The following is a 26,442-nucleotide window of genomic DNA, read 5'->3' as shown; positions in this document are numbered from 1 at the left end:
AGGGTGGGGTGCGGCTAACGCACCACGATACGAAGATCGATCTCGAACTGGCGGCTCGAGATCACGGCCGCGAGCGCGGGCACGAGAACAGCCGCCACGGGCCCGCCCGCAGCAGGCACAACGGCCAGGGCCGCCTTGGACAATACGCTGGACAACATGAAAACATCGCTCCCCTCAATGAGTGCGTGAACGGAAAAGGCCCCGGCAGGCGCGATGCCTGACGGGGCCCTGTGGTGGCCGAAACGGACCACAGAAATAATATGGAGGTGAGGGGGAGGGCTGTTACGCCCGCAGCCAGCGAAACCGACGAATCTGCTCCGCATGGTCGGGACGCATGCGGTTGATCTCGTCAGCGTCGATCGGCGAAATCGGCGCCACGCGGCTGAAGTCGATCTCTTCGAGCCAAAGGAGCTCGGATACGATCCTCGGGTGCGCAGCCAGCGCGATCCGGGCGCGAGCGAGGGCGCCATCGGTAATGGACTCGCGCAACGTGCGGGTCGCGTGATCGAGTTCGAGCATCTTGCACAACTCGGCCAGTTCAAGCGCCGCGTTGTACGAGGCGTTTACCTTGGTGTTGAGTTCCTCCTGCGACAGGCGCAGGACGGACATCGCGTTGGTCTGCGTGCGCAGCGACCACAGAACGCTGTCGAGGCAGTTCTGCAGCGCGGTTTCGGAGACAGCATCGGACGGGCGGAGGAGGGCGGACATGAGGAGGCTCCAGCGACGGGGGATTGAGATGGCGACCCGGGCTGAGCGTCAGCCCGGGGCGGGTCAATCGGTTGTTCGCGGGAGATCCTCACTCGGGCGGTCGAGCGGCTGCTTCTCAAAAGGGTGAACGGGGACTGACGACCCAGAACGGACATCGGACTGAGCATGGTCTATGACTGCTTTGCAGCGGTTGCGGCCATTCGCGATTGAACCCCTAGAGCGCGTTGCATGGCGGGAAGCAGTCATAGCCCGTTCTCTGTACCATGACGTAGCGTTATAGAACGCAACCTTGGGGGGATGATGGTTTCTGGGCGGCGACCTAGCAATTCGAAGGCACCTGATGTCGTCAGGTATGGGGGCAAGGACCATGCGGGCCCGGCCAGCATCTATTGGTCTACAGAGCGTGCGCCCTCAGTGTCACTCGCCACGTTCAGCGCCCGATTTCTGCGCCTGGTCAAGGCCGGCTCGCTTTCCTCGGAAAACATCGACGAAGCCCTTTGGCTCACTGCGGATGAGTTCAGGCGTAAGTACGGAGTACGCCGCACTATGGTCGAAATTGATGGACAGTCGACCGACGTACAGGCCTACTACTCGGCTCGTTCTACAGAAGCGGTGGTGGACTATCGAAACTTCTGGCAGCGTGTGCGTGCACTGGCGAAAGGCAACGAACTCTCTGGCGACACCCTCTCGCATGCTTTGACCCTGCCGGCGGCAACCTGGCGGAGCTTTTACGGCGGTGGTCGTCGCAAAGGCTTCGTCTATGACGGCGACGAGTATCCCGAGCAGTCAGGTAAGCACTTTCACAGCGTTGCGGCATTGCTGCACACGCTGAGCAGGTACGAAGACCGCGCGCTGGTTTGGTCTCGACTGAAGGCCGGCTGGAACCTTGACGACGCGCTTTCAGTTCCTACGGCCTTCGCCAGTCACCGGTCCGGTTCGATCTATCGCGTCATACGCCGCAAAACCGGCGCCGTGTATGTCGGCCTTACAGTGACTTCGGTCGAACAGCGTTGGGCCTTTCATGTGCGCAGAGCAACTGAGGGGTCGACATCGAAGCTCCATATGGCGATCCGCGAGGACGGAGCCGCGGGATTCGATATTGATGCCCTCGAAACCGGCATCATGGACCCCCTCTTGCTGCCAGCCCGTGAAGCCGTCTGGGTTGAGCGTCTGGGTGCGCTAGGGCCTCAGGGTCTCAATACAGCCAAGCCCGGTGGTCTAGGAAGTCCGGGCGGCAAGATCGTACAGTATGGAGACGAGAAGTTTCGGTCCATCGAGGAAGCAGCCGATGTGCTGAGTCCGCGCCTCGGCATGGCGAAGCATGTCATTCGCACCCGGCTCCAGAAAGGCCTGCCCCTCCCGGAGGCAGATAAGGTACGGCAACGTAGCTGGCATCCAGAAGCCGGTTCTGACCTATTCCGACGCTGGAAATCGATGCAAAAACGGCACGCTGACGCTGTTGTGGCCGAGTGGGTCGGCAACTATGACAGCTTCAAGGCCGATGTATCACCTGTGCCGGCCGACATGGAGTTGGTCCGGAAGCGACCTAATGAGCCCTGGGGTCCCGGCAACTTCGAATGGGTCAACACCCAAACCAAGATCGAGAGGGTGCATGGCAAGGAGCTCACGGTTAACGGGGTCAGCTACCCCTCGTTGACTGCTGTAGCCAGAGCACATGGCATCGGCGTAAGCACGCTGAAGAACCGCATCAACCAGCAGGGCATGTCTGTGGAGCAAGCCATAGCCGCGCCCCTGGCCGCCACTTCTTACAAGCACTCCCAACACCCGGTAATGGTCGATGGCCGTGAGTTCCGGTCGAAGCGTCAGGCGATTCTCTATATCGCCGAAACGCGAGGCATCACGGAAGACCAAGCCAAGTATCGCTTCAACACGGGCGCCTTCTGAGCTCTCGCAGTCTAGGCCGTGCGAATCAGCGGGCCGCCCACCGGGATGCGTTTCAGTTCAAGGCGGTCTGGGTCCAAATGCCGCGGGAGGTTGAATGTCGGTTAACGAACTCGACATTCGCAGTGACTGCTTGCGGCGAATGACCCCGTTCAGCCTGAAGTAGTCAGTCACTAAGATGTGCTCACTGACCGTTTCTGGCCGGCGGCGGAAGTTCAGGCCGCCCCCCGAAAGCAGTCGTCGAGCGGTCTCAAGAAGCGGGCGTGGGTGCCGATATTTCACTCGTGTAGACACTGAAGCGGCAACAGATGCGCTGCAGTGGTCGCAGGAGGCTGTCATGAGATACGCAATATTGAACGGAGATGGCGCCGGCCGTCGCCCTCGCAGCCACTTCCAGACCCTGGTCCAGACGACCGACCGCATCGAGGCGATGGTGCTTGCAGGTAGGCTTGTAGCCGGCAAGGTGGCAGCGCGCAGCCTCACGGCGATCGAGCGGGGTGTTGTCGCCACGCGAATGCTTCGCGATGGCTTTCGCGCCGAGCAAGTGTTGAGCGTCCTGACGTAGGCCGGGCAACGCAATGCCCCGCCGCCAACCGGCGATGGACCTGACGTGGCGAGGAGGTGAGGGCGCCTCGATTCGGGTCTCGATGTAGGGCCAGTGGCGCCGGTGAGGCGGCCGCGCTGCCGCGATGAAGGTGAGAGCCGGGGCGGTCCCTGCAGCGCCGTGATGGGCTGAGTGCGGCGGGCGATGAATGGTGATGAGCCCTTGCCGCCGCAAAACCGGGACCAGAGATGCACCAGACGGCGCATCACAAAGCAGATGGGCCACCCCGAGAGGTGGCCCATCTGCTTACCTTTACTGGCTCCCCGACCTGGGCTCGAACCAGGGACACACGGATTAACAGTCCGTTGCTCTACCGACTGAGCTATCGGGGATCGGTACTGGTGCTCATGCTGAAATACTGCAGGAGCCGAATTCTGGCTCCCCGACCTGGGCTCGAACCAGGGACACACGGATTAACAGTCCGTTGCTCTACCGACTGAGCTATCGGGGAATGGAGCCGCGCATTATAGGTAGCGCGCGGCTATGCGTCAATATCGCTTGCGCGAAATTCTCAGGCCTTCACGACTTCGGCGATCGCCTTGGCGACGTAGCCGATGTTGCGCGAATTAAGGGCCGCGAGGCAGATGCGGCCGGTCGACACGGCGTAGATGCCGAAGTCGTTCTTCAGCTGTTCGACCTGAGCGGCCGACAGGCCGGTGTAGGAGAACATGCCGCGCTGCTGGATTACGAACGAGAAGTCCTGCGCGACGCCGGCAGCCTTCAGGTTCTCGACCAGCCCGGTACGCATCGAGCGGATGCGGTCGCGCATGCCGGCCAGTTCGTCTTCCCACATCTGGCGCAGTTCGGCCGAGTTCAGCACGGCGGCGACGACGGCACCACCGTGGATCGGCGGGTTGGAGTAGTTGGTGCGAATCACGCGCTTGACCTGCGACAGCACGCGGGCCGACTCGTCCTTGCTTGCGGTGACGATGGAGAGAGCGCCAACACGCTCGCCGTAGAGCGAGAACGATTTCGAGAACGAACTCGAAACGAAAAACTGCAGGCCACTTGCCGAGAACAGGCGCACGGCAACGGCGTCCGGCTCGATGCCGTCGGCGAAGCCCTGATAGGCCATGTCGAGGAAGGGTACGAGGGCGCGTTCGCGGCAGGCGTCGACGACTTCGCTCCACTGCGCTTCGGTCAGGTCGGCGCCGGTCGGGTTATGGCAGCAGGCGTGGAGCACGACGACGGAGCCTGGGGCAAGCTGCTCGAGCTTGGCCTTCATGCCGGCGAAATTCACGCCGCGGGTGCTCGGTTCGTAGTACGGGTAGTTCTCGACCGGGAAGCCGGCGGACTCGAACAGCGCGCGGTGGTTTTCCCAGCTGGGATCGGAGATGTATACGGTCGCGCCGGGGAGCAGACGCTTGAGGTAGTCGGCGCCGACCTTCAGGGCGCCGGTGCCGCCCAGCGCCTGGACGGTGACGACCTGGCCATTGGCGATGAGGTGCGAATCCTTGCCGAAGAGCAGGTTCTGCACGGCGGTGTTGTATGCGGCGGGGCCTTCGATCGGCTGGTAGCCGCGCGGCGGCATGGCTTCGAGGCGCGCCTTTTCGGCCGTCTTGACGGCTGCGAGCAGCGGAATCTTGCCGTTGTCGTCGTAGTAGACGCCGACACCGAGGTTCACCTTGTCGGTGCGCGCATCGGTGTTGAAAGCCTCGTTCAGTCCGAGGATCGGGTCACGGGGCGCCATCTCGACGGCGGCGAAGATCGAAGCGGGCATAAAACAACTCCAGGTTGCGCGGGAGGCGCGGTGGACTGAACCTGTCGCGTGGGTGCCGGTCCATCAGCCGTGCCTTGAGCCGCATTTTGCGAAATAATGCGCGTTTGCCAAGTCCTGTCCGATCGGTTGCGGCAGCCGGGCAAGCGCTTGAAACAAGCCGGAAATTCTAGCATGACGAGTACGACGGACAGTGTTCCGGTGGTCACTTTCGAAGGGAGCCCTTTCAGGCTCCATCAGCCCTTCGCGCCCGCCGGCGATCAGCCGGTCGCGATCGATCTGCTGACCGAGGGCGTGTCGGACGGCTTGATGTTCCAGACCCTGCTCGGCGTGACCGGCTCGGGCAAGACCTACACGATGGCGAACGTGATCGCGCGCTGTGGCAGGCCCGCCTTGGTACTGGCGCCGAACAAGACGCTCGCCGCGCAGCTGTACGCCGAATTCCGGGAGTTTTTCCCCGAGAATGCGGTCGAGTACTTCGTCTCCTACTACGATTACTATCAGCCGGAAGCCTATGTGCCGTCGCGCGATCTGTTCATCGAGAAGGATTCGAGCATCAACGAGCACATCGAGCAGATGCGCCTGTCGGCGACGAAGAGCCTGATGGAGCGGCGAGACGTCGTGATCGTCGCGACGGTGTCGTGCATCTACGGTATCGGCGATCCGGTCGATTACCACGCGATGATCCTGCATCTGCGCGAAGGCGAGCGGATCGCGCATCGCGACCTCGTGCAGCGGCTCGTGGCGATGCAGTACACGCGCTCCGACATCGACTTCCGACGGGGAACGTTCCGCGTCCGCGGTGACGTCATCGACGTATTTCCGGCGGAGAATGCCGAGTATGCGGTGCGGATCGAGATGTTCGACGACGAGATCGAACATCTCACGCTGTTCGATCCTCTTACCGGGCACATGAAGCAAAAGCTCGTCCGCTTCACCGTTTACCCCTCCAGCCACTACGTCACGCCGCGCGCTACGGTGCTGCAGGCGATCGAGGCCATCAAGGAGGAACTGCGGGATCGTGTCAGCTACTTTCAGCGCTCGGCCAAGCTGGTCGAGGCGCAACGTATCGAGCAGCGCACGCGTTTCGATCTGGAAATGCTCAACGAGATGGGTTTCTGCAAGGGCATCGAAAACTACTCGCGCCATTTGTCGGGGCGCGGGCCGGGCGAACCGCCGCCGACGCTGATTGACTATCTGCCGCCGGATGCCTTGCTGTTCGTCGACGAATCCCACGTGGCGATTCCGCAGGTGGGGGGCATGTACAAGGGCGACCGTTCGCGCAAGGAGAACCTTGTCGAATACGGCTTCCGCCTGCCGTCGGCACTCGATAATCGGCCGCTGAAGTTCGAGGAGTTCGAGCGCCTGATGCCGCAGACAATCTTTGTTTCGGCCACGCCGGCAGACTACGAGGCGACGCATCAGGGGCAGGTGGTCGAGCAGGTCGTGCGTCCGACGGGGCTGATCGACCCCGCCGTCGAAGTGCGGCCCGCGAGCACGCAGGTCGATGATCTGCTGTCCGAGGCCAAGCGCCGCATCGCCGCGGGCGAACGCGTGCTGGTTACGACGCTGACGAAGCGGATGGCCGAAGACCTTACCGATTACCTTGCCGAGAACGGCATCCGCGTGCGCTATCTGCATTCGGATATCGATACCGTCGAGCGTGTCGAGATCATCCGCGACTTGCGTCTCGGGGAGTTCGATGTGCTGGTGGGCATCAACTTGCTGCGCGAAGGCCTGGATATTCCCGAGGTGTCGCTCGTGGCGATTCTGGATGCCGACAAGGAAGGCTTTCTGCGTTCCGAGCGCTCGCTGATCCAGACCATCGGGCGGGCTGCGCGGCATATCCACGGCAGTGCCATCCTGTATGCGGACGTGGTGACGCGCTCGATGCGTGCGGCAATGGATGAGACGGATCGGCGTCGGGCGAAGCAGCTCGCGTTCAACACCGAGCACGGTATCGTCCCGAAGACCGTGAGCAAGCGCATCAAGGACATCATCGACGGCGTCTATTCGAGCAGCGACGAGCGCAATGCGATGGTGGCGCAAGAGGCACGGGCCGAATATTTTGCGATGGACGAGAAGGCCGTTGCGAAGGCGATCCGCAAGCTTGAGAAGGAGATGCAGGAGCACGCGCGCAACCTCGAATTCGAAAAGGCTGCAGCTGCCCGCGATGAGCTGTTCCGGCTGCGTCAGCGCGCGTTTGGCGCGGATCAGCACGGGGCGGCGTGAGAGGTGGACTCGTGACCAGGATCCTGTTCGTCTGCACCGGCAACATCTGCAGGTCGCCCACTGCGGAAGGGGTGGCCCGCCACGCGATCCGTGCTGCGGGGCTGGATGGGGTGATCGAGGTCGAGTCGGCCGGGACGCACGGATATCATGTCGGTGAGGCGCCCGATCCGCGCACGCGCAAGGCGGCCGAAAAGCGCGGCTATGACCTGTCGATGCTGCGGGCGCGCAAGCTGGAATCAGGGGATTTCGAGACTTTCGACCTGTTGCTCGCCATGGATGCGGGGCATCTCGAGATCATGGAGCGCAGTTGCCCCGACGCGCATCGCGACAAGGTCAGGCTCTTCATGAGCTATGCACGCCGCTTCAAGGCTGAGGAAGTGCCGGATCCCTACTATGGTGGCGAGCGGGGGTTCGATCTGGTGCTCGACTACTGCGAAGACGCTGTCGGAGGGCTGCTGGACGCCTTGCGGCCGACGCGTTGATCGACGATGGCGTGACGGCCTGAAACAAGAAGGGGGGCGCCCGGTGGGCGCCCCCCTTTCCTTCCTTCTGCCGTCGCCGATCAGTTCGGTTTGTGGGTTTCAACCTGCTGCAGCGGCTCGTCGGCGATCACGAGCGACGGCCGTGGGCGCCGGCCGAGCGGACGGGTCCGTGCTTCCTCCGCATGGGACTGGGCGAGGGCCTGAACCTTTTCACGGCTCGTTTCGATCATGACAAGACCGCTATCCGCCAGTGTGCTGCCAAGGTCAATCGGGGCGGACGGTGCGCGCGCGGCTCCAGTTGCCTCGGCAACTGCAACCTGTTCGGGTGCGGACTCGAGGGGCTCGACTTCCACGGCGACCGGCGGTGTTGCTTCGCTAGCAGTGTCCGCTGCTGCGATTGCGGTTACCACGGCCACTTCAGTCGGCACCGCCTCGGCTGCCGCCGTCGGAAGGGGCTCGATGCCGATCGTCGGTTCCTCCGTGGTCGGCACGGCCTCGACTGCCGCCTCGGCGGGAACAGTTGCTGCTACAGCCAGAACGGGCATTGGGGCTTCTTCGACTTCGGCCGGAACCGCTTCGGCGGCACTGGCGACGACCGGCAGCGGCGCCTCGGCTTCCTCGACAGCAATCAGCTCGCGGACGGGTTCGGCCGTTGCCACTGCAGCGCTTGCGCCCGTTTCCGGTGTCGGTTCGGTCTGGGGCATTTCGCCGGCGGGAACGATTTCAGCCGTCTCGGCTCCGGTCGCGGCGGCCGTCGTCTGATCCTCACCCGGGCGGCGGTCGCGGCGGCCGCGGCTACGGCGACGGCGCTTCTCGGGGGCTCCCTCCTCACCGGACGGTGCGGCGGATTCGGTCACACCGACGGCTGCGACTGCTTCCGCAGCCAGCTGCTCGGCCGCACTTTCGACCACCTCGACCGGTTTCGGCTGGCGCGGCGCGCGCTGGCGACGGCCTTCGCTGCGTTCCGTCGCTTCGGGGCGCTCGGCACGCTCCTGGCGTTCCGCCCGCTCCGCCCGGTCCGGACGTTCGGCCCGCTCCTGGCGTTCCTGCCGTTGTTCGCCCCGACCGCCATTGCGCGCGGGCTGGGACTGCTCCTCGCGTTCGGTGCGCTGGCCTTCACGCCGGTTGCGGTTGTTGCCGCCGCGGCGATTCTCTCCGCGCTCGCCACGCGGACGCGCTTCACGCTTGGGTTGAGCTTCTTCGGCCGCTTGCGGTGCCGGCGCAGCCTTCTCGCCGCGCAGCCATGCAAGGAAGCGACCGATCAGGCCAGGCTGCACGGTCGGAGCAGCCGCAGGTTCGGGCTTCGGCTCGACCATCGGTGCGGGCTGCGCAGGAGCGATGCCCTTCACTACGGCTTCGGCGCGAGCCGGTTTCTTGTCGTCCTTCGTCGGCAGGCGCAGATCGACTTCGGCGGGCTTGCCGACCATCTGGTAGCTGGCGAGGTTGCCCTCTTCCTGATTCAGCTGGTCGTGGCGCAGGCGGATGATCTCGTGATGCGGCGTCTCGAGATGGCGGTTGGGGATGATGATCAGCTGGATCTTGTGCCGGTACTCGATGTGCGCGATATCCGAACGCTTCTCGTTGAGGAGGAAGGTGGCGACATCGACGGGCACCTGGAGATGCACCGCGCCGGTGTTTTCCTTCATCGCTTCCTCTTCGAGGATGCGCAGGATGTGCAGCGCGGACGATTCGGTGCTGCGGATATGGCCGGTGCCGTTGCAACGCGGACACGGGATGTAGCTCGTCTCCGCGAGCGCGGGGCGCAGGCGCTGGCGCGACAGTTCGAGCAGGCCGAAGCGGCTGATCTTCCCGGTCTGCACTCGCGCGCGGTCGTGGCGCAGCGCATCACGCAGCCGGTTTTCCACCTCGCGCTGGTTCTTCTGCGACTCCATGTCGATGAAGTCGATGACGATCAGGCCGCCGAGGTCGCGCAGACGGAGCTGGCGTGCGATCTCTTCGGCGGCTTCGAGGTTGGTGCGGAAGGCCGTTTCCTCGATGTCCGCGCCCTTGGTCGAGCGGCCAGAGTTCACGTCGATCGAGACGAGGGCTTCGGTATGGTCGATCACGACCGCGCCGCCACTGGGCAGGCTCACCTGGCGCGAGTAGGCGGACTCGATCTGGTGCTCGATCTGGAAGCGGGAGAACAGCGGCACGTCGTCGCTGTAACGCTTCACGCGATTCACGTTGGTCGGCATGACATGGGCCATGAACTGGCGGGCCTGCTCGTACACGTCGTCCGTGTCGATCAGGATCTCGCCGATGTCGGGCTGGAAGTAGTCGCGGATCGCGCGAATCACCAGGCTGCCTTCCTGGTAGATCAGGAAAGCACCCGACTGCGACTGAGCAGCGCCGTCGATCGCACGCCACAGTTGCAGCAGGTAGTTGAGGTCCCACTGCAGCTCCTCGGCGCTGCGTCCGATCGCCGCGGTACGCGCGATCAGGCTCATGCCGGCGGGGACCTCAAGCTGATCCATCACTTCGCGCAGTTCGCTGCGCTCGTCACCCTCGACGCGCCGCGACACGCCACCACCACGAGGGTTGTTCGGCATCAGGACGAGATAGCGTCCCGCGAGCGAGATGTACGTCGTGAGGGCTGCGCCCTTGTTGCCACGCTCGTCCTTCTCGACCTGAACGATGAGTTCCTGGCCTTCCTTGAGTGCGTCCTGGATGCGCGCCTTGCCGGCGTCGACGCCGGGCGCGAAGTAGGTGCGTGAGATTTCCTTGAACGGCAGAAAACCATGCCGTTCCGAGCCGTAATCAACGAACGCCGCTTCGAGGCTGGGCTCGATGCGGGTGATGACGGCCTTGTAGATGTTGCTCTTGCGCTGTTCCTTGGCGGCCGATTCGATATCGAGGTCGATCAGTTTCTGACCATCCACGATTGCGACGCGCAGTTCCTCGGCCTGCGTCGCATTGAAAAGCATGCGCTTCATTGATTTCGTTCCCCCGCGCGAAACCCACGGGCAGGACGAACGGCGCGCACCATCGCGCTTGTTACGTGATCAGGAGCGGGTAGGTTGTTCTACTTTTTTCCGGTCGGTAATGGGCTGTGATGGGGCGGCTGGTCGATGTTCATGCATTCCCGCCTGGGGCCGGAACGCTTGATCCTGCGGGTGCGTTACGCGTCTTTGTTCAATCCAATGGATCGAAGATTGTCGATTGCGTTACCATCGTCGTCCTTTTCGGCAACGACGGCACGTTCTGGTTGCCCGGGAGCTCTTCTGGGGCTCGCTGTCGACCGCTTTCCTCCGCATCCTTGCGCGAGGGACGTCGACCGGACCGGGGCCAACCGGCCGCAAGTATATTTCAGGATGATGGCACAAGGCAAAGCGGCAACAGTCAGGCGCGAGCGCGTCGATGATTCTGTGGCCGGTCAGCGGATAGACAACTACCTCATGCGGGTGTGCAAGGGGGTGCCGAAAAGCCACGTCTATCGCATCCTGCGCAGCGGCGAAGTGCGCGTGAATGGCGGTCGGGTCGGTCCGACCTACCGCTTGGCGCTTGGCGACGAGGTGAGGATTCCCCCGGTTCGCATCGCCGAGTCGAGTACGCCTGCGGCGGTCCCCGCGGGCAAGCCCCTGCCGGTCGTGTTTGAGGACGACGCGATCATCGTCATCGACAAGCCTTCGGGCAAGGCCGTGCATGGGGGCAGCGGGGTGAGCTTCGGCGTCATCGAGCAGCTGCGCAGCCAGCGGCCGCAAGCGCGCATGCTCGAACTCGCGCACCGCATCGATCGCGAAACGTCGGGGCTGCTGATCATCGCGAAGAAGCGCTCCGCGCTCACCGCCCTGCATGACATGATGCGCGAGGGGCGTGTCGAGAAGCGCTACCTCACGCTGGTGCCGGGACGGTGGGGCAATGCGCTCCAGCACGTGAAGGAACCACTGTTCAAATACCTGACGCCGGAAGGCGAGCGACGTGTACGGGTCAGTGGCGATGGCAAGCCGGCCCACAGCATCGTGCGGCTCGTGAAGAGGTGGCAGCGTTTCAGCCTGCTCGAAGTGGAACTCAAGACCGGTCGTACCCATCAGATCCGCGTCCATCTTGCCCATCTCGGCTTCCCGCTGTGTGGCGACGACAAGTACGGCGATTTTCCGCTCAACAAGGCGCTCGAGCATGAGGGGCTGAAGCGGATGTTCCTCCATGCGGCCCATCTCGCGTTTGCCCATCCGCTGAGCGGGGAGCCGATCGTGCTGCATGCGCCGCTGCCGGAGGAGCTGCAGGGCTTTATCGATCACCTGGATGCAACAGAGTCTCGCAACCATGGCTAAGCGCTTCGACCTCATCGTCTTCGACTGGGACGGGACCCTCATGGATTCGGCGGCCGCGATCGTGAACGCGATCATGGCCGCGACGCGCGATCTGGATCTGCCGCTGCCGTCCGAGGCGCGCGCGCGCCACGTCATCGGGCTGGGGCTCTCCGATGCGCTGCGCCATGCGGTGCCCGATCTGCCCGAGTCCGACTATCCGCGGATGGTCGAGCGCTATCGTTACCATTACCTCGCGGGGGATCACGAGCTGTCGCTGTTCCCCGGTACCTACGCGATGATAGAAGAGCTTTCCGCGGCCGGCCGGATGCTGGCGGTCGCAACCGGGAAGAGTCGGCTCGGGCTCAATCGCGCACTGGAACAAAGTGGTCTGACGCCGTTTTTCCACAGCACGCGGTGCGCGGACGAATGTTTCTCGAAGCCGCATCCGGCGATGCTGGAGGAGATCATGGACGAACTCGGCGTCGCCCGGGATCGCACGCTGATGGTTGGTGATACCACGCACGACCTGCAGATGGCGAGGAACGCAGGGGTGGCCGGGCTCGGTGTGGCCTTCGGCGCGCACCCGAGGGAGGCGCTGGAGGCCGAGGAAGTCGTTGGGCTTCTCGATTCGCCAGCCGAGCTCGCCCTGTGGCTGCGCGATAACGCCTGATCGTCAGCTCGCCAGAATCAGAAAAAGGGTGGGGCGTTTCGCCAGTTCCGGGCTGGGCCTCTTGCGCCAGTCGGCAATGCTCGCGCTGGCCACCCACTCGTTGTCCGTGGTGAGTTCGCGTGCGACACATAGGCGCGTGGTCGGGCGGCAGTTCGCCAGCAGTGCGTCGAACAGTCGCTCGTTGCGGTAGGGGGTCTCGATAAATATCTGCGTCCGCTGCAGGCGGCGAGATTCATCCTCGATCTGCCGGATGCGGCCGTCCCGCTCCGCGTCGGCAACGGGCAGGTAACCGTTGAAGGCGAAGCTCTGACCGTTCAGGCCGGAGGCCATCAGGGCGAGCAGGATCGACGACGGTCCGACCAGCGGTCGCACCTCGACGCCCAGGGCGTGCGCGCGCGCCACCAGGCGTGCTCCGGGATCCGCGACCGCCGGGCAGCCGGCTTCCGACATCAGGCCGATGTCCTGCCCCTGCAGCGCCGGTGCCAGCAGCGCATCGAGTGCGGCGCTGGAGTCCTTCTCCGGCAAGACCTGGATGTCGATATCCCGCACTGGGCCCGGGTGGTCGAGGCGCTTCAGTTCAGATCGTGCGGTCTTGGCGTTTTCCACGACGAAGTGGCGCAGCCGGCGCGCAATCGCCTGTACTTCGTGCGGGAGGATGTGTGCGCATGTCGTGTCGCCGAGGCTGACCGGGACCAGAAACAATGCTCCGCGCCGTGCGGTCATGGGAGTTGCATGCCTTCCGCGCGCAGCAGGCGTGACAGCGCGATCAGCGGCAAGCCGATCAGGGCGGTCGGGTCGTCGCCCGAGAGCGATTCGAGGAGCGTGATCCCCAGTCCCTCCGATTTGGCGCTGCCGGCGCAGTCGAGCGGGCGCTCCTTGTCCACGTAGCGTCGGATTTCGTCGTCGTCCAGTTCGCGGAAGCGCACGAAAGTCGGCACGCTCTCGCTGCGAACGTGGCCCGTGCGCGTATTGACGACCGCGAGCGCGGTGTGGAAAGTGACGGCCTGACCGCTCATGCGGCGCAATTGCGCGATGGCTCTGTCGACGGTGCCGGGCTTGCCGAATACTTCGTCGCCGATGTGCGCGACCTGATCGCTGCCGATCACCAGGGCGTCGGTATGGTCGAGTGCGACTGCCCGTGCTTTCTCGATCGCCAAGCGATTTGCGGTGGCGGGTGGTGCTTCCCCGGGCAGGGGGGTCTCATCAACCTTTGGACTGGCCGTCTCGAACGGTGTCTGGAAACGTTCCAGGAGCATGCGGCGATAGGCTGAGGTCGAGGCGAGTATCAGTTTCATGATCGAAGTGGCTGGGGCCGAGCGACGCTATGAGGCTCGTGCTGCCTTCTCGGCAGCGCAAATCCTTGAAAATAGGCGTTTCGGGGTTTTGACAGGGGAAGCCGAAAATAATATCATGCGCCCCTTATGCCGCAACGAAGCATTCTTCCGGATCCGTTCAAGTTTGCTGCCGAAGGTCGCAGTCTGAGCGCGATCATCCCGCTGGCGGACCTGCCGCGGCTCGGCGATGTGCTGCTGGACACGTCCGGTAGCGTGCAGTTCAGCCTTGTCGGTGAGATGGGGCTGGATCGCAGGCCGCGCATGCGGCTCGTCATTTCAGGCGAGTTGCAGGTGCGTTGCCAGCGCTGCCTCGGTCCGATGATCTGGCCCTTGGGCGTGGATGTGCTCTTCGAGCTCGTCAGGCCCGGTCAGCCGATCGCGGACGACGAGCTGGAGGAAGATGCGTTCGATGCAATTGAAGCAATGCCGGACATGGATGTGACGGCGTTGGTCGAGGATGAGATCGTGCTGGCGGTGCCTATTGCGCCTCGGCATGAAAAGTGTGAGGCGCCCCGCCCTGACGGTGGTGCCGTAAAGGAATCGCCTTTCGCGTCGCTTGAGAAGTTGCGCAAGAACGACGGCGCGGAATAGGCGCGATATTTGTACTAGGAGTTTTTCATGGCCGTTCAGCAGAACAAGAAATCCCCCTCCAAGCGTGGCATGCATCGTGCGCACGACTTCCTGACCAACCCCCCGCTCGCCGTCGAAGCGACCACCGGCGAAGTCCATCTGCGCCACCACATCAGCCCGAGCGGTGTGTATCGCGGCAAGAAAGTCGTCAAGACCAAGGGCGAATAAGTCCTGTCTTCCAAGGCGGCGCGGCGCTTAGGGCGTCTGCGCCGTTTTTTCATCCCGAATTCCTGTTCGAGTTGCGCGAAAGCACCATGGGTGTCACCGTTGCGATTGACTGCATGGGCGGCGATCATGGCCCGTCCGTGACGGTGCCGGCCGCGCAGGCCTTCCTGCGCAACCATCCCGAGGCCAAGGTGATTCTGGTCGGGCGTCAGAGTGCGCTCGATCAGGCCGTGGCCGCGATTGGCAATGGCTTTGCGGATCGTCTCTCGGTCCGCGCGGCGTCCGAGGTCGTCGAGATGGACGACCCGCCGGCGATCGCAATGCGCACGAAGAAGGATTCGTCGATGCGCGTTGCCGTTGATCTGGTGAAGGCCGGTACGGCCCAGGCCGCTGTGTCCGCCGGCAATACGGGCGCGCTGATGGCGATCTCGCGCTTCGTTCTCAAGACGCTCGACGGCATCGACCGGCCTGCGATTGCGACCATCCTGCCCACGCGAACGGGGCAGGTGTATGTGCTCGACCTCGGTGCCAACGTCGATTGCGAGCCCGAGCACCTGCTGCAGTTCGGCATCATGGGGGCGATGCTCGTCTCCGCGGTCGAGCACGTCGACCGCCCGTCGGTGGGGCTGCTCAACATCGGCGAAGAAGCGATCAAGGGCAACGATGTGGTCAAGCGCGCCGGCGAGCTGCTGCGCGGCAGTGGCCTGAACTTCTACGGCAACGTCGAAGGCGACGACATCTACAAGGGAACGACCGACGTGGTCGTCTGCGACGGCTTCGTCGGGAACGTGGCGTTGAAGACGTCCGAGGGGCTTGCTCAGATGCTTGCCGCATTCCTCAAGGAGGAATTCAGCCGCAGCCTATTGACCAAGGCCATGGCGGTCGTCGCGATGCCTGCGCTCAAGCGCTTCAAGCGACGTGTCGATCATCGTCGCTACAACGGCGCGGCCCTAGTCGGGCTGCGCGGCGTGGTGGTCAAGAGCCACGGTTCGGCCGACGCGTATGCATTCGAGCAGGCCATTCACCGTGCCGCCGAGGCCGCGTCGAACCGACTCGTCGAGCGCATCAGCGAGCGGATGGCGGCAATGGGGAGAGCAGCATGATCTATGCACGAATTGCCGGTACCGGAAGTTTCCTGCCCGGCGAGCCGGTCAGTAACGACGATCTGGTCGCGCGCGGCATCGACACGTCGGACGAGTGGATCGTCGAGCGCACCGGAATCCGTACCCGTCACCTCGCCGCACGCGACGTCACCTCGAGCGATCTCGCCTGCGAGGCGAGCCGCCGCGCCATCGCCGCCGCTGGTCTGCAGCCTGAGGACATCGATCTCGTCATTGTCGCGACCTCGACCCCCGACTGCATCTTTCCCAGCACGGCGACCCTGCTGCAATCCAAGCTCGGCATGCGCAACGGCGCGGCCGCGTTCGATGTGCAGGCGGTGTGCACGGGCTTCGTCTACGGGCTGACGATCGCCGAAAAATTTATCCGTTCCGGCAGTCACAAGCGCGCGCTGGTGGTGGGCGCCGAGGTGTTCTCGCGCATTCTCGACTGGTCCGACCGCGGCACCTGCGTGCTGTTCGGTGACGGCGCGGGTGCCGTCGTGCTCGAGGCGTCCGACAAGCCTGGCATCCTCGCGACCGCGCTGCATGCCGACGGCAGTCACCATCCCATCCTGTGCGTCCCCGGGGCGGTCGCGTCCGGTCAGGTGATCGGCGATCCGTTCCTGCGCATGGACGGGCAGGCGGTATTCAAGTTTGCGGTCAAGGTGCTCGGCGAGGTCGCCAACGAGGTTCTCGCAGAGTCCGGCATGGAGGCCGGGGCCGTCGATTGGCTGATCCCGCATCAGGCGAACATCCGCATCATTCAGGCGACGGCGAAGCGGCTCGGCGTGCCGATGGAGAAGGTCATCGCCACCGTCGATCGTCACGGCAATACGTCGGCCGCATCGATCCCGCTCGCTCTCGACCTCGCCGTGCGCGACGGACGGATCCGTGCAGGCCAGCGCATCATCGTCGAAGGCGTCGGCGGTGGTTTCACGTGGGGCGCGGCGCTGCTCCAATTCTGAGTCAGGACAAGAACAATGGCTTTTGCTCTGGTTTTTCCGGGACAGGGTTCCCAATCCGTCGGAATGATGACGGGTTACGGCGACCGTGCCGAAATCCGTGACACCTTTGCCGAGGCGTCGGATGCGCTCGGCGAGGACCTCTGGCAGATGGTCAATGACGGCCCCGCCGAGCGGCTGGCGCTGACCGTCAACACCCAGCCCCTGATGCTCACGGCCGGTGTGGCAGCGTATCGTGCCTGGCTTGCGGCCGGTGGTCCGAAGCCGCAGTTGGTCGCCGGCCACAGTCTCGGCGAGTATTCGGCGCTGGTCGCCGCCGGGGCGATGGCCTTTGCCGACGCCGTCCCGCTAGTGCGTTTCCGCGCGCAGGCGATGCAGGAGGCGGTTCCCGCCGGCGAGGGCGGCATGGCCGCGCTGCTGGGGCTGGAGGTCGAGGCCGTCCGCGAAGCCTGCGCCGAAGCGGCGCAGGGCGAGGTGGTGGAGGCCGCCAATCTCAACGCCCCCGGTCAGATCGTGATCGCCGGCGCGAAGGGCGCGGTCGAGCGCGCGATCGAGGCCGCGAAGGCGCGCGGCGCGAAGCGTGCGATGCTGCTTCCCGTGAGCGCCCCGTTCCATTGCGCGCTGATGAAGCCGGCCGCGGAGCGGCTTGCCGAGCGACTCGCGTCAGTGACCATCCGCAAGCCCGCGATCGACGTCATCAACAATGTGGATGTCGCCGTGTATGACGACCCCGCCAGGATTCGTGACGCGCTCGTGCGCCAGGCTTTTTCGCCGGTGCGCTGGATCGAGCTCGTGCAGGACATGGCGCGCCGTGGCATGGGGCATGTCCTCGAATGCGGTCCGGGCAAGGTGCTCGCGGGCATGACCAAGCGGATCGCGGGTGAAGTGCAGGGCGGCTCGATTCACGACGCCGCGAGTCTCGAACAATCCATTGCCGCGGTGAGGTGACATCAATGAGTTTTTCGCTCGAAGGGCAGGTGGCCCTCGTGACCGGTGCGTCCCGCGGAATCGGGCGCGCGGTCGCGCTCGAACTGGGGCGGCTGGGAGCGACGGTCGTCGGTACCGCGACGTCGGAAGCCGGTGCCGCGGATATCGATAATGGCCTGCAGGAAGCCGGCATCAAGGGCTGCGGGTTGGCCCTGAATGTCACCGATGCCGCTGCGTGCGAAGCCGCGATCGGCGATATCGAGAAGCGTTTCGGTGCCGTCGGCATTCTCGTGAACAATGCCGGAATCACGCGCGACAACCTCGCGATGCGCATGAAGGACGAGGAGTGGGACGCGGTCATCGATACCAACCTCAAGTCCGTGTTCCGCATGTCGCGTCTGGTCATGCGCGGCATGATGAAGGCGCGTGGCGGCCGTATCATCAACATCACGTCCGTGGTCGGCAGCGCCGGCAACCCCGGGCAGGCGAATTACGCAGCAGCGAAGGCCGGCGTTGCCGGCATGAGCCGCGCGCTGGCTCGCGAGCTGGGTAGCCGCAACATCACTGTCAATTGCGTGGCGCCGGGCTTTATCGACACCGACATGACCCGTGCGCTGCCTGAAGCTGCCCGCGATGCGCTGCTGGGCAACATCGCCCTCGGCCGTCTCGGACGTCCCGAAGAAATCGCCGGAGCGGTGGCCTTCCTGGCCTCGCCCGCTGCCGCCTACGTAACGGGCACGACCCTGCACGTGAATGGCGGCATGTACATGTCGTAATCGCCGGCGGCGATAGCGGTTCTCATCCTTTTTGGTAGAATACGCCGGCTTTTTTTCTTACATATCTGGATCATTCTGGGAAGGAGTTAGTTCATGGAGAACATCGAGCAGCGCGTCAAGAAAATTGTCGCCGAACAACTTGGTGTGAACGAGTCGGAAATCAAGATCGAGTCCTCGTTCGTCGACGATCTGGGCGCGGATTCGCTGGATACCGTGGAACTGGTCATGGCCCTCGAGGAAGAGTTCGAGTGCGAAATCCCGGACGAGGAAGCTGAGAAGATCACCACGGTTCAGCAGGCGATTGACTACGTCAACGCCCACCTGAAGAAGTAAGACTGATTACCGGAGCGAACATTGACCCGTCGCAGAGTCGTCATTACCGGTCTGGGCATCATCTCCCCGGTCGGCAATACCGTTCCGGAGGCCTGGGACAATATCCTCAACGGCCGCTCCGGTATCGGCGAGATTACGCGCTTCGATACCACGAACTTTCCGGTGAAGATCGCCGGTGAGGTGAAGGGGTTCGACATCGGCGCGTATCTCTCGCCGAAAGAGGCGCGCCGCATGGATGTCTTCATCCATTACGGCATGGCCGCCGGCATCCAGGCCTTCAAGGATGCCGGGCTGCAGGTGACTGCAGAGAACGCCGAGCGCATCGGCGTCAATCTTGGGTCGGGCATCGGCGGTCTGCCGATGATCGAAGCGACCCACGACGATTACCTGAAGGCGGGGCCGCGCAAGATTTCCCCGTTCTTCATCCCCGGCACGATCATCAACATGATCGCGGGCAACCTGTCGATCATGTTCGGCCTCAAGGGGCCGTGCCTGGCGATGGTGACCGCATGCACGACCGCCACACACTGCATCGGCGAGGCGGCACGCCTCATCCAGTACGGCGACGCCGACGTGATGATCGCGGGGGGCGCGGAGTCGACCGTCACGCCTCTGGCCGTTGGCGGGTTTGCCTCGGCCCGCGCGCTGTCCACGCGCAACGACGACCCGCAGACGGCGAGCCGTCCGTGGGACAAGGGGCGCGACGGCTTCGTCCTGGGCGAGGGTGCGGGCGTTCTCGTGCTCGAGGAATACGAGCACGCGAAGGCGCGTGGGGCAAAGATCTACGCTGAAGTCGTCGGTTACGGCATGAGTGCGGACGCCTACCACATGACCGCCCCATGCGAGGACGGCAACGGTGCCGCGCGCTGCATGACCAATGCGATGCGTGATGCCGGCATGTCGCTCGAAGAGGTCGATTACATCAACGCGCACGGCACGTCGACCCCGCTCGGCGACCTGGCCGAGACGACGGCGGTCAAGCGTTGCTTCGGCGACCGCGCCAAGTCGATTGCGGTGAATTCGACCAAATCGATGACGGGGCACCTGCTGGGCGCAGCGGGAGGTGTCGAGGCGGTGTTCACGACGCTGGCGATCCATAACCAGATCGCTCCGCCGACGATCAATATCTTCGAGCAGGACGAAGGTTGCGATCTCGACTACGTCGCGAACAAGGCCCGCCCGATGGAGATCCGCGCCGCGCTGTCGAATTCGTTCGGCTTTGGCGGGACCAACGGAACCATCGCGTTCCGTCGCGTCTGAGTCGGTGCGGGGTGGCCGGTGCGCTACCCGCTTGAAATAGGGCTTCGTCCGGCGAAGCAGATGTTGCTGTTGAACGCCGCGATCCATGCGATCGCGGCGTTTGCATTTCTGCGTTCGTCCTTTGCTCTGCCGCTGGTGATTGTCGTGATCGCGGGTTTGGGATTCTCGCTGCACTTGGCCAACCGCGCGGAAAAGGAAAAGGCGGGGGTCCGTCTGGTCCTCCAGGACAATGCGGAGCTCTCAGTGGACCCTGATGGCCGCGGCCGGAGAACCGTGTATGCGTTGGCCGAGCCGGGCTGCGTGGATTTCGGTTGGGCGGTGTGGATTCACTGGCGCGGAACGCGGGTGCGGCGCTCGCCGCGCAGGTCGATTCGAGGGGCGCTGATGCTAGTGCGCGGAAACGTCCGTGGGGATGAGTGGCGGGAGCTCAAGATCTGGCTCCGACACAAGGTCAGTGCGGCCCCAATCGAAGGTGTCGTCGAAAACAACGCGACCGAGCACGGAGCGCCCCCGCTGCGTTGAGCCGAGGGTTCCGCGACGGTGGAACGGGTTGTTGCGGTCGTTCAGCGCCGGTGTGGTCGCAGGATGGTGGGGCGTGCGACCGGCAGCGTATCCGGGTAATCGCGCGAGCTGTGCAGTCCGCGGCTTTCCTTGCGGCGCAAGGCGCAGCGTACGATCAGGTCGGCGGTGACGACGAGGTTGCGCAATTCGATCAGGTCGTTGCTGACGCGGAAGTGCGAGTAGAACTCGTTGATTTCGCGCGCCAGCAGGCGGATGCGGTGCTGGGCACGCTGCAGGCGCTTGGTCGTGCGCACGATGCCGACATAGTCCCACATGAAACGGCGCAACTCCGCCCAGTTGTGCGAGATCACGACCTCTTCGTCGGCGTCGGTCACGCGGCTCTCGTCCCAGTCGGGGAGCCTCGGCAGGGGCCGCTTCGCCTGCGAAAGGATGTCATTCGCTGCTGCTTCGCCGAAGACGAGACACTCCAGGAGCGAGTTGCTGGCGAGGCGGTTGGCGCCGTGGAGGCCTGTGTACGCCGATTCGCCAACGGAATAGAGGTTGGGAACGTCGGTCCGTGCGGCAAGGTCGGTGACGATGCCGCCGCAGGTGTAGTGCGCCGCAGGTACGACGGGAATCCCCTCGCGCGTAATGTCGATTCCCAATTCCAGGCAGCGTGCGTGAATATTGGGAAAATGTTCGCGCAACCACTCGGCCGGCTTGTGACTGATATCGAGATAGACGCAGTCGAGACCGTGTTTCTTCATCTCGAAGTCGATGGCACGGGCGACGATGTCGCGCGGAGCCAGCTCGGCGCGTGCGTCGTGGGCCGGCATGAAGCGGGTGCCGTCAGGCAGCTTCAGCAGACCGCCTTCGCCGCGCACGGCTTCCGATATCAGGAATGACTTCGCCTGCGGGTGGTACAGGCAGGTGGGGTGGAACTGGATGAATTCCATGTTCGCCACGCGGCAACCCGCCCGCCATGCCATGGCAATGCCGTCGCCGGTTGCGACGCTGGGGTTGGTCGTATATAGATAGACCTTGCCGGCTCCGCCGGTGGCAATCACGGTGTTGCGCGCACCGATCGTCTCCACGCGATCGTTGGTGATGTCGAGCACATAGGCGCCGAGACAGCCTTGCTCGGGTAGGCCCAGCTTGTCGCCGCGGATCAGATCGACCGCGATGTGATTCTCGAGGATGTCGATGTTGGGGTGCTTGCTGACTTGTTCGGTCAGCGTGGCCTGCACCGCGGCGCCGGTGGCGTCGGCAGCGTGGATGATGCGCCGATGCGAGTGGCCGCCTTCGCGCGTGAGGTGGTATCCGAGGCTGGACTGATCCTCGCGGGTGAAGGGGACGCCACGTCCGATCAGCCATTCGATGGCCGCTTTGCCATGTTCGACAACAAAGCGTGTGGCATTCGGGTCGCACAGGCCACCGCCCGCGATATAAGTGTCCTGGATGTGCGCCTCGATGCTGTCGGAGGTGTCGAGGACCGCGGCGATGCCGCCTTGAGCCCAGGCGCTGGCACTGTCGGAGATCGCGCGTTTGGTAACCAGGGCGACTCGGAGTTTGTCTGCCAGACGCAGCGCGATCGACTGTCCCGCCGCGCCGCTGCCGAGGATGAGTACGTCGTATTGTTTTGACAAGATCGTATGTGCCAAGGATCGACAGGTACATGAACTATATCACGTTCGATGTGGCGCTCCGGGGCCTGGGCCGTAGCAGGCCGTTTGCTGCGACTGAAAACCATGTCGGGGTCTGAACTATTTCAAAGCGTGTCGGTCTTCTTGTTAGCTTCGACTTTGCCGGAGACGGGGCTGGGTCGCTATACTGGCGCGGATTTTGCACAACATAGAGTAACGACCCGCCCATGAGCGATCGCGAGATAGATCAGCAGCTTGTCGAGCGCGTGCAGCGCGGTGACAAGCAGGCTTTCGGCTTGCTGGTAGCAAAGTACCAACGCAAGCTGCACAGGCTGCTGTCCCGCTTGATCCGCGATTCGGCAGAGGTCGAGGATGTGGCCCAGGAAACCTTCATCAAGGCGTATCGCGCCTTGGGATCGTTTCGTGGTGATAGCGCTTTTTACACGTGGCTTTACCGTATCGGGATCAATACCGCCAAGAACTACCTGGTTTCGCAAGGCCGACGGGCGCCCACCTCGACCGGATTCGATTCCGAAGAGGCGGAAACCTTCGAGGAAGGCGAGCAGTTGCGTGACATCAATACGCCGGAGCGTCTGATGATGACGCGGCAGATCGGTGAGACGGTCGATCACGCGATGGAAGCGCTGCCGGAGGAGTTGCGTACCGCGATCATGCTGCGTGAACTCGAAGGACTGAGCTACGAGGAAATTGCCAGCATCATGGATTGTCCGATCGGAACCGTGCGTTCGCGAATCTTCCGCGCACGCGAGGCGATTGCTGAAAGACTGCGGCCGCTGCTGGACACGGCGCCTGATAAACGTTGGTAGGTGGTACTCATGAAGGACAGATTGTCGGCACTTCTGGATGGTGATCTCGACGAGCAGTCGGCGCATCCGGTTTTCGAGTCGATGCGGCGGGACCGTTCGTTGCGCACCGACTGGGAGGCTTACTGCCTGATCGGTGACGTGCTACGCGGAGATCGTGACGGCAACGCCGGATTCGTCGGGCGGGTCATGGCGAATATCGACGAGGAGCCGACCCTGCTGGCGCCTTCCTCACGCCCCGCCGCGGAAGGCGGGCGACTGTGGCGGTCGCTGATGCCGCTGGCCCCCTCGGTGATGGGCGTGGCTGCCGTGGGCTGGGTGGCCCATACGCTGTACAGCGATCAGGGGCAGCCGACGGCTGGGCAGGTCGCCGTCGCGCGATCGTCGACTGCCGTCGCCGCGCACGCGGCGGTGCGTCCGGTTGCGGTTTCGCCGAGTCAGGTCGCGGTCGATCCGACTCGCGAATATGTCTTCGTGCATCAGGCGATGTCGGGCGGCGGGCCCATCTCGGGTGTGATCCAGCACGTGCGCACCGTTTCCGACGTCGGGCAGGGCAGTGGCCGATGAGGTGGGTGTCTGCTGTATTGGCGGTCTGTGTGGCATTGTCGCAGGCGCCGGCCATTGCCGAGTCGCCGGGTGACCCCCTCTCGTGGCTCGGGCGCATGGCCACCGCGGGCCAGCGCCTCAATTATTACGGTACCTTCATCTATCAGTCGGGGAAGAATTTCGAGACCTCGCGCATCGCGCACATGAGCGACGCGAACGGCGAGCATGAACGCCTGGAGGTGCTCGACGGCAGCCCGCGCGAGGTGATCCGCAGCAACAGCGAAGTGCGTTGCGTGCTGCCGGACCAGAAGACCGTCATCGTCGATCGTCCCGGTACGCGGCGCGCCTTTCCTTCGCGACTGCCCGTGGCGTTCGGCGGCCTCGCCGAGAATTATCGTATCCGCAAGGGCAGCGTGGGGCGCGTTGCCGGGCTGGACGCCCAGCAGATCATCCTGGAGCCGAAGGACGACCTACGCTTCGGCTACCAACTGTGGGCGGAGGTGCAGTCGGGCCTGCTGCTCAAGGCCCGTACGGTCGACGAGCGCGGCGAGATCGTCGAGCAATTCACCTTCAGCGACGTCAAGATCGGCGGCGAGATCGGCAGCGACGCCTTCCGCCCGCGCATCACCAAGAGCAGCGACTGGCGGGTCGTCCACGCCAACGGCGTAGAGGTGCGCAAGGAGGACAGCGGCTGGGCGCTCAACGCGCCGCTTGCCGGGTTCTCGCTCGTTTCGGTAATGCGCCGACCTCTCGGCCGCGACCGGGGCGAGGCTCTGCACATGGTCTACAGCGACGGACTCGCGTCGATCTCGGTGTTCATCGAGCCGAATGACGGGGCGCGTGTCGAGCCCGGGCCGTTTGCGAGTGGTGCGATCAACATATACAAACGCGTCGTCGGTCCGCATCTGGTGACGGCTCTGGGCGAAGTGCCATTGCGTTCGGTGCAGCGGCTGGGCGACGCGATCGAGCCGGTGATGCGATGAATGAGGCGCGGGGCATCGTCGATCGCGTCGAAGGCGGGCGCGCCTGGGTTCGTCTCACCGAGCGGGCGGGCGGCTGCGGACGCTGCGATGAACCGGGCGGCTGCCGCTCGACCGGCATCGCGTATGCGCTGAAGGCGCCGGACGAAGTGTTCGCGGTGCCGAATTCGATCGATGTCCGTCCGGGCGAGCAGGTGCGCCTGCGGATGCGCGACGGTGCGCCCTTGCGGGGTGCGCTGCTGGGCTACGGCCTGTCCGTCACTCTGCTGCTGATTGGAGCTGCGCTGGGTAGCGCATTGGCCGATGTCGGGGCGCAGGATCTGGGCACGGCGGCGGGCGGGCTTGCGGGTCTTGCTATAGCGCTCGGGGTTAATCGTGCGGTGTTCCGCAGCCGGACCGCGCGTCACGGCTTCGAAATCGAGATGGTGCGCGGGAGCGCGGGATGTGGTGTGACGGGGGCGCAGGAGGGATGAGCCTCGGGCGTCTGTTGCGTGCGCTTGTCTTTGCGCTGTCGTGCGCTTTTGCGGCCTCGTCCGCATATGCCGCCGGCGGCGTGATCGCCTTGCCCGATTTCACGCAGATCGTGCAGCGGCATGGGGCGGCCGTGGTGAACATCAGCGCCGCCCAGGCAGGCAAGGGCGCGGGGCCGGGCTTTCCCCAGTTGGCGCCGGACGATCCGATGTTCGATTTCTTTCGGCGCTTCATTCCGCGCAAGCCCGAGCATCCACGCATCGACCCCGACAACAAGTCGCTCGGCTCCGGCTTCATCGTGAGCGCCGACGGTTATATTCTCACCAATGCGCATGTCGTCGAGGAGGCGGAGGAGATCATTGTCCGCCTCAACGACAAGCGCGAGTTCCGGGCGCGTGTGGTGGGGGCGGACGCGCGCTCCGACGTCGCGCTGATCAAGATCGATGCGACGGATTTGCCGCGCCTGGCGATCGGCGACCCGGACAAGCTGCAGGTGGGCGAATGGGTGGTTGCGATCGGATCGCCCTTCGGCTTCGATCATTCGGTGACGGCCGGTATCGTCAGCGCCAAGGGGCGCAGCCTTCCGGATGAGAACTTCGTGCCCTTCATCCAGACGGACGTCGCGATCAATCCCGGCAACTCTGGGGGGCCGCTGTTCAACCTGAAGGGCGAGGTGGTCGGCATCAACTCGCAGATATACAGCCAGACCGGTGGTTTCATGGGGCTGTCATTCGCGATCCCGATCAACCTTGCGATGGAGATCCAGGCGCAGCTCAAGGCCAGCGGGCGGGTCCAGCGCGGCCGTATCGGTGTTGCAATCCAGGAAGTGACGCGCTCGCTGGCCGAGACTTTCGCGCTGCCGCGTGCGGAAGGAGCGCTCGTGAGCGCGGTCGAACCCGACGGTCCCGCTGCGAAAGCAGGTATCGAACAAGGCGACGTGATCGTGCGATTCGCCGGGAAGCCAGTCGAGCAGTCCAGCGACCTGCCGCGGATCGTGTCGTCGAGCCGCCCCGGAGCCCAGGTAAGCCTGTCGCTGTACCGGGCGGGTGTGCTTCGCGAGGTCGGCATCGTGGTCGGCGAATGGGCTGACGAAGGCAATCCGCGCTCGCGCCGTAGCGACCGCGCCAAGCCAGCCCCCAACAAGCTCGGCCTGGTGCTCGGATTGCCGACCCCGGCGCAGAAGCGCGAGCGCAACGTGGAGCACGGGCTGGTTATCGAGCGGGCGCAGGGTGCCGCAGCGCGCGCCGACCTGCAGGTCGGGGATATCGTGCTCGCAATGGTGTCCGGTGGGCGTCAGGTCGCGCTGAAGACGGTCGACGGTTTTACGCGCCTGGCGGCGGATATCAAGGATGGCCAGTTGGTCACGCTGCTGGTGCACCGCGGTTCGGGGACGAGCTACGTGACGCTGAGGGCGGGAGATTGAGC

Annotated in this window: 27 protein-coding genes and 2 tRNA genes; 21 read left to right on the top strand and 8 right to left on the bottom strand. The window is 64.2% G+C overall.

All coding sequences use genetic code 11. The features are described from left to right. Positions 1–221 (top strand): hypothetical protein (locus tag GO615_RS28685; protein WP_211167276.1); only part of this gene is annotated, 221 nt, incomplete at its 5' end. A 61-nt stretch (positions 222–282) separates the two neighbouring features. Here the strand turns inward: GO615_RS28685 and GO615_RS21495 are convergent. Continuing rightward, positions 283–708 carry a hypothetical protein gene (locus GO615_RS21495; RefSeq protein WP_169131880.1) on the bottom strand — a complete coding sequence of 142 codons (426 nt, stop codon included), beginning with the start codon at positions 706–708 and terminating at the stop codon, positions 283–285. A gap of 414 nt (positions 709–1,122) precedes the next feature. Between GO615_RS21495 and GO615_RS21490 the strand changes: the two genes are divergently transcribed. Further along, on the top strand, positions 1,123–2,613 hold the full coding sequence (locus tag GO615_RS21490; RefSeq protein ID WP_169131878.1) for a GIY-YIG nuclease family protein: 1,491 nt from the start codon (positions 1,123–1,125) through the stop codon (positions 2,611–2,613). A 334-nt stretch (positions 2,614–2,947) separates the two neighbouring features. After that, a complete protein-coding gene (locus tag GO615_RS21485) occupies positions 2,948–3,175 on the top strand; it encodes a hypothetical protein (RefSeq protein ID WP_169131876.1) in 228 nt (75 codons plus the stop codon). Positions 3,176–3,470: 295 nt separating this feature from the next. Here GO615_RS21485 and GO615_RS21480 read toward each other — a convergent pair. From GO615_RS21480 to GO615_RS21470, 3 genes are all read right to left on the bottom strand, one after another. Continuing rightward, positions 3,471–3,546: transfer RNA gene (locus GO615_RS21480), tRNA-Asn, on the bottom strand. A 43-nt stretch (positions 3,547–3,589) separates the two neighbouring features. Continuing rightward, positions 3,590–3,665, bottom strand: a tRNA-Asn gene (locus GO615_RS21475). Positions 3,666–3,725: 60 nt separating this feature from the next. Further along, positions 3,726–4,934, bottom strand: coding sequence for an amino acid aminotransferase (locus tag GO615_RS21470; protein WP_169131874.1), 1,209 nt, complete (start codon positions 4,932–4,934; stop codon positions 3,726–3,728). Between the two features lie 171 nt (positions 4,935–5,105). Between GO615_RS21470 and uvrB the strand changes: the two genes are divergently transcribed. Together uvrB and GO615_RS21460 are read left to right on the top strand one after the other, a co-directional pair. After that, positions 5,106–7,163 (top strand): excinuclease ABC subunit UvrB, encoded by a 2,058-nt coding sequence (gene uvrB / locus GO615_RS21465; RefSeq protein WP_169131872.1) that lies wholly within the window; start codon positions 5,106–5,108, stop codon positions 7,161–7,163. An 11-nt stretch (positions 7,164–7,174) separates the two neighbouring features. Next, entirely contained in the window at positions 7,175–7,645 is a 471-nt protein-coding gene (locus GO615_RS21460) for an arsenate reductase/protein-tyrosine-phosphatase family protein (protein ID WP_169131870.1), read from the top strand. 80 nt (positions 7,646–7,725) lie between these two features. On the opposite strand, the gene GO615_RS21455 is transcribed toward GO615_RS21460, so the two are convergent. Beyond that, complete coding sequence (locus tag GO615_RS21455; RefSeq protein WP_169131868.1) at positions 7,726–10,578, bottom strand: Rne/Rng family ribonuclease; 2,853 nt, start codon at positions 10,576–10,578, stop codon at positions 7,726–7,728. 378 nt (positions 10,579–10,956) lie between these two features. Here GO615_RS21455 and GO615_RS21450 point away from each other — a divergent pair, with 378 nt between their 5' ends. Next, the gene (locus GO615_RS21450) at positions 10,957–11,916 is read left to right on the top strand and encodes an RluA family pseudouridine synthase (protein ID WP_169131888.1); all 960 of its coding nucleotides are present in this window, start codon (positions 10,957–10,959) and stop codon (positions 11,914–11,916) included. Then, the gene (locus GO615_RS21445; protein WP_169131866.1) at positions 11,909–12,565 is read left to right on the top strand and encodes an HAD-IA family hydrolase; all 657 of its coding nucleotides are present in this window, start codon (positions 11,909–11,911) and stop codon (positions 12,563–12,565) included. The genes GO615_RS21450 and GO615_RS21445 overlap by 8 nt, the downstream gene beginning before the upstream one ends. A gap of 3 nt (positions 12,566–12,568) precedes the next feature. Here the strand turns inward: GO615_RS21445 and GO615_RS21440 are convergent, their stop codons facing one another. Both GO615_RS21440 and GO615_RS21435 read right to left on the bottom strand, forming a co-directional pair. Then, the gene (locus GO615_RS21440) at positions 12,569–13,288 is read right to left on the bottom strand and encodes an SAM-dependent methyltransferase (RefSeq protein ID WP_169131864.1); all 720 of its coding nucleotides are present in this window, start codon (positions 13,286–13,288) and stop codon (positions 12,569–12,571) included. Further along, positions 13,285–13,860: a Maf family protein gene (locus GO615_RS21435; protein WP_169131862.1), complete on the bottom strand. Its 576-nt coding sequence runs from the start codon at positions 13,858–13,860 to the stop codon at positions 13,285–13,287. The genes GO615_RS21440 and GO615_RS21435 overlap by 4 nt, the downstream gene beginning before the upstream one ends. 126 nt (positions 13,861–13,986) lie before the next feature. Between GO615_RS21435 and GO615_RS21430 the strand changes: the two genes are divergently transcribed. The 9 genes from GO615_RS21430 (at position 13,987) to GO615_RS21390 (ending at position 20,574) form a co-directional block, all read left to right on the top strand. Continuing rightward, a complete protein-coding gene (locus GO615_RS21430; protein WP_169131860.1) occupies positions 13,987–14,490 on the top strand; it encodes a YceD family protein in 504 nt (167 codons plus the stop codon). Between the two features lie 27 nt (positions 14,491–14,517). After that, positions 14,518–14,697, top strand: a complete 180-nt coding sequence (gene rpmF, locus GO615_RS21425) for a 50S ribosomal protein L32 (RefSeq protein WP_018992335.1) — start codon at positions 14,518–14,520, stop codon at positions 14,695–14,697. Between the two features lie 86 nt (positions 14,698–14,783). Next, positions 14,784–15,797, top strand: coding sequence for a phosphate acyltransferase PlsX (gene plsX, locus GO615_RS21420; protein WP_169131858.1), 1,014 nt, complete (start codon positions 14,784–14,786; stop codon positions 15,795–15,797). Then, positions 15,794–16,759: a beta-ketoacyl-ACP synthase III gene (locus GO615_RS21415; protein ID WP_169131856.1), complete on the top strand. Its 966-nt coding sequence runs from the start codon at positions 15,794–15,796 to the stop codon at positions 16,757–16,759. Before plsX ends, GO615_RS21415 begins: the two co-directional genes overlap by 4 nt. Positions 16,760–16,774: 15 nt before the next feature. Beyond that, positions 16,775–17,704, top strand: a complete 930-nt coding sequence (gene fabD / locus GO615_RS21410) for an ACP S-malonyltransferase (RefSeq protein ID WP_169131854.1) — start codon at positions 16,775–16,777, stop codon at positions 17,702–17,704. Between the two features lie 5 nt (positions 17,705–17,709). Then, on the top strand, positions 17,710–18,459 hold the full coding sequence (gene fabG / locus GO615_RS21405) for a 3-oxoacyl-ACP reductase FabG (RefSeq protein ID WP_169131852.1): 750 nt from the start codon (positions 17,710–17,712) through the stop codon (positions 18,457–18,459). Positions 18,460–18,552: 93 nt separating this feature from the next. Further along, a complete protein-coding gene (acpP, locus tag GO615_RS21400; protein WP_004255952.1) occupies positions 18,553–18,792 on the top strand; it encodes an acyl carrier protein in 240 nt (79 codons plus the stop codon). Positions 18,793–18,813: 21 nt separating this feature from the next. Next, on the top strand, positions 18,814–20,052 hold the full coding sequence (fabF, locus tag GO615_RS21395) for a beta-ketoacyl-ACP synthase II (protein ID WP_169131850.1): 1,239 nt from the start codon (positions 18,814–18,816) through the stop codon (positions 20,050–20,052). An 18-nt stretch (positions 20,053–20,070) separates the two neighbouring features. Continuing rightward, entirely contained in the window at positions 20,071–20,574 is a 504-nt protein-coding gene (locus GO615_RS21390) for a protein YgfX (protein WP_339380100.1), read from the top strand. Positions 20,575–20,615: 41 nt separating this feature from the next. Here GO615_RS21390 and nadB read toward each other — a convergent pair whose 3' ends face one another. Then, positions 20,616–22,199: an L-aspartate oxidase gene (nadB, locus tag GO615_RS21385; RefSeq protein ID WP_169131846.1), complete on the bottom strand. Its 1,584-nt coding sequence runs from the start codon at positions 22,197–22,199 to the stop codon at positions 20,616–20,618. 224 nt (positions 22,200–22,423) lie between these two features. On the opposite strand from nadB, the gene rpoE reads away from it, so the two are divergent. Genes rpoE through GO615_RS21360 form a run of 5 tightly spaced genes read left to right on the top strand, consistent with a single transcriptional unit; the run spans position 22,424 to position 26,440 of the window. Continuing rightward, positions 22,424–23,023, top strand: coding sequence for an RNA polymerase sigma factor RpoE (gene rpoE / locus GO615_RS21380; protein ID WP_169131844.1), 600 nt, complete (start codon positions 22,424–22,426; stop codon positions 23,021–23,023). A 9-nt stretch (positions 23,024–23,032) separates the two neighbouring features. Further along, positions 23,033–23,587 carry a sigma-E factor negative regulatory protein gene (locus GO615_RS21375; protein ID WP_169131842.1) on the top strand — a complete coding sequence of 185 codons (555 nt, stop codon included), beginning with the start codon at positions 23,033–23,035 and terminating at the stop codon, positions 23,585–23,587. Further along, positions 23,584–24,549 (top strand): MucB/RseB C-terminal domain-containing protein, encoded by a 966-nt coding sequence (locus GO615_RS21370; RefSeq protein ID WP_169131840.1) that lies wholly within the window; start codon positions 23,584–23,586, stop codon positions 24,547–24,549. The genes GO615_RS21375 and GO615_RS21370 overlap by 4 nt, the downstream gene beginning before the upstream one ends. After that, entirely contained in the window at positions 24,546–25,019 is a 474-nt protein-coding gene (locus GO615_RS21365) for a SoxR reducing system RseC family protein (protein ID WP_169131838.1), read from the top strand. The genes GO615_RS21370 and GO615_RS21365 overlap by 4 nt, the downstream gene beginning before the upstream one ends. Next, complete coding sequence (locus tag GO615_RS21360; RefSeq protein ID WP_246262398.1) at positions 25,016–26,440, top strand: Do family serine endopeptidase; 1,425 nt, start codon at positions 25,016–25,018, stop codon at positions 26,438–26,440. Before GO615_RS21365 ends, GO615_RS21360 begins: the two co-directional genes overlap by 4 nt. Positions 26,441–26,442: the final 2 nt, after the last annotated feature.

This window comes from Aromatoleum evansii (assembly GCF_012910805.1).
GTDB lineage: Bacteria > Pseudomonadota > Gammaproteobacteria > Burkholderiales > Rhodocyclaceae > Aromatoleum > Aromatoleum evansii.
This window is presented reverse-complemented; position numbering and strand designations above follow the sequence as displayed.

Bases quoted from the DNA above. Each gene is read 5' to 3' on its own strand.
- GO615_RS21485 (WP_169131876.1), top strand. From the start codon at position 2,948: ATGAGATACGCAATATTGAACGGAGATGGCGCCGGCCGTCGCCCTCGC.
- GO615_RS21370 (WP_169131840.1), top strand. From the start codon at position 23,584: ATGAGGTGGGTGTCTGCTGTATTGGCGGTCTGTGTGGCATTGTCGCAG.
- acpP (WP_004255952.1), top strand. From the start codon at position 18,553: ATGGAGAACATCGAGCAGCGCGTCAAGAAAATTGTCGCCGAACAACTT.
- GO615_RS21450 (WP_169131888.1), top strand. From the start codon at position 10,957: ATGATGGCACAAGGCAAAGCGGCAACAGTCAGGCGCGAGCGCGTCGAT.
- rpoE (WP_169131844.1), top strand. From the start codon at position 22,424: ATGAGCGATCGCGAGATAGATCAGCAGCTTGTCGAGCGCGTGCAGCGC.
- GO615_RS21365 (WP_169131838.1), top strand. From the start codon at position 24,546: ATGAATGAGGCGCGGGGCATCGTCGATCGCGTCGAAGGCGGGCGCGCC.
- GO615_RS21495 (WP_169131880.1), bottom strand. From the start codon at position 708: ATGTCCGCCCTCCTCCGCCCGTCCGATGCTGTCTCCGAAACCGCGCTG.
- plsX (WP_169131858.1), top strand. From the start codon at position 14,784: ATGGGTGTCACCGTTGCGATTGACTGCATGGGCGGCGATCATGGCCCG.
- GO615_RS21360 (WP_246262398.1), top strand. From the start codon at position 25,016: ATGAGCCTCGGGCGTCTGTTGCGTGCGCTTGTCTTTGCGCTGTCGTGC.
- GO615_RS21430 (WP_169131860.1), top strand. From the start codon at position 13,987: ATGCCGCAACGAAGCATTCTTCCGGATCCGTTCAAGTTTGCTGCCGAA.
- GO615_RS21415 (WP_169131856.1), top strand. From the start codon at position 15,794: ATGATCTATGCACGAATTGCCGGTACCGGAAGTTTCCTGCCCGGCGAG.
- fabG (WP_169131852.1), top strand. From the start codon at position 17,710: ATGAGTTTTTCGCTCGAAGGGCAGGTGGCCCTCGTGACCGGTGCGTCC.
- fabD (WP_169131854.1), top strand. From the start codon at position 16,775: ATGGCTTTTGCTCTGGTTTTTCCGGGACAGGGTTCCCAATCCGTCGGA.
- GO615_RS21440 (WP_169131864.1), bottom strand. From the start codon at position 13,288: ATGACCGCACGGCGCGGAGCATTGTTTCTGGTCCCGGTCAGCCTCGGC.
- GO615_RS21445 (WP_169131866.1), top strand. From the start codon at position 11,909: ATGGCTAAGCGCTTCGACCTCATCGTCTTCGACTGGGACGGGACCCTC.
- GO615_RS21375 (WP_169131842.1), top strand. From the start codon at position 23,033: ATGAAGGACAGATTGTCGGCACTTCTGGATGGTGATCTCGACGAGCAG.
- uvrB (WP_169131872.1), top strand. From the start codon at position 5,106: ATGACGAGTACGACGGACAGTGTTCCGGTGGTCACTTTCGAAGGGAGC.
- GO615_RS21455 (WP_169131868.1), bottom strand. From the start codon at position 10,578: ATGAAGCGCATGCTTTTCAATGCGACGCAGGCCGAGGAACTGCGCGTC.
- rpmF (WP_018992335.1), top strand. From the start codon at position 14,518: ATGGCCGTTCAGCAGAACAAGAAATCCCCCTCCAAGCGTGGCATGCAT.
- GO615_RS21435 (WP_169131862.1), bottom strand. From the start codon at position 13,860: ATGAAACTGATACTCGCCTCGACCTCAGCCTATCGCCGCATGCTCCTG.
- GO615_RS21470 (WP_169131874.1), bottom strand. From the start codon at position 4,934: ATGCCCGCTTCGATCTTCGCCGCCGTCGAGATGGCGCCCCGTGACCCG.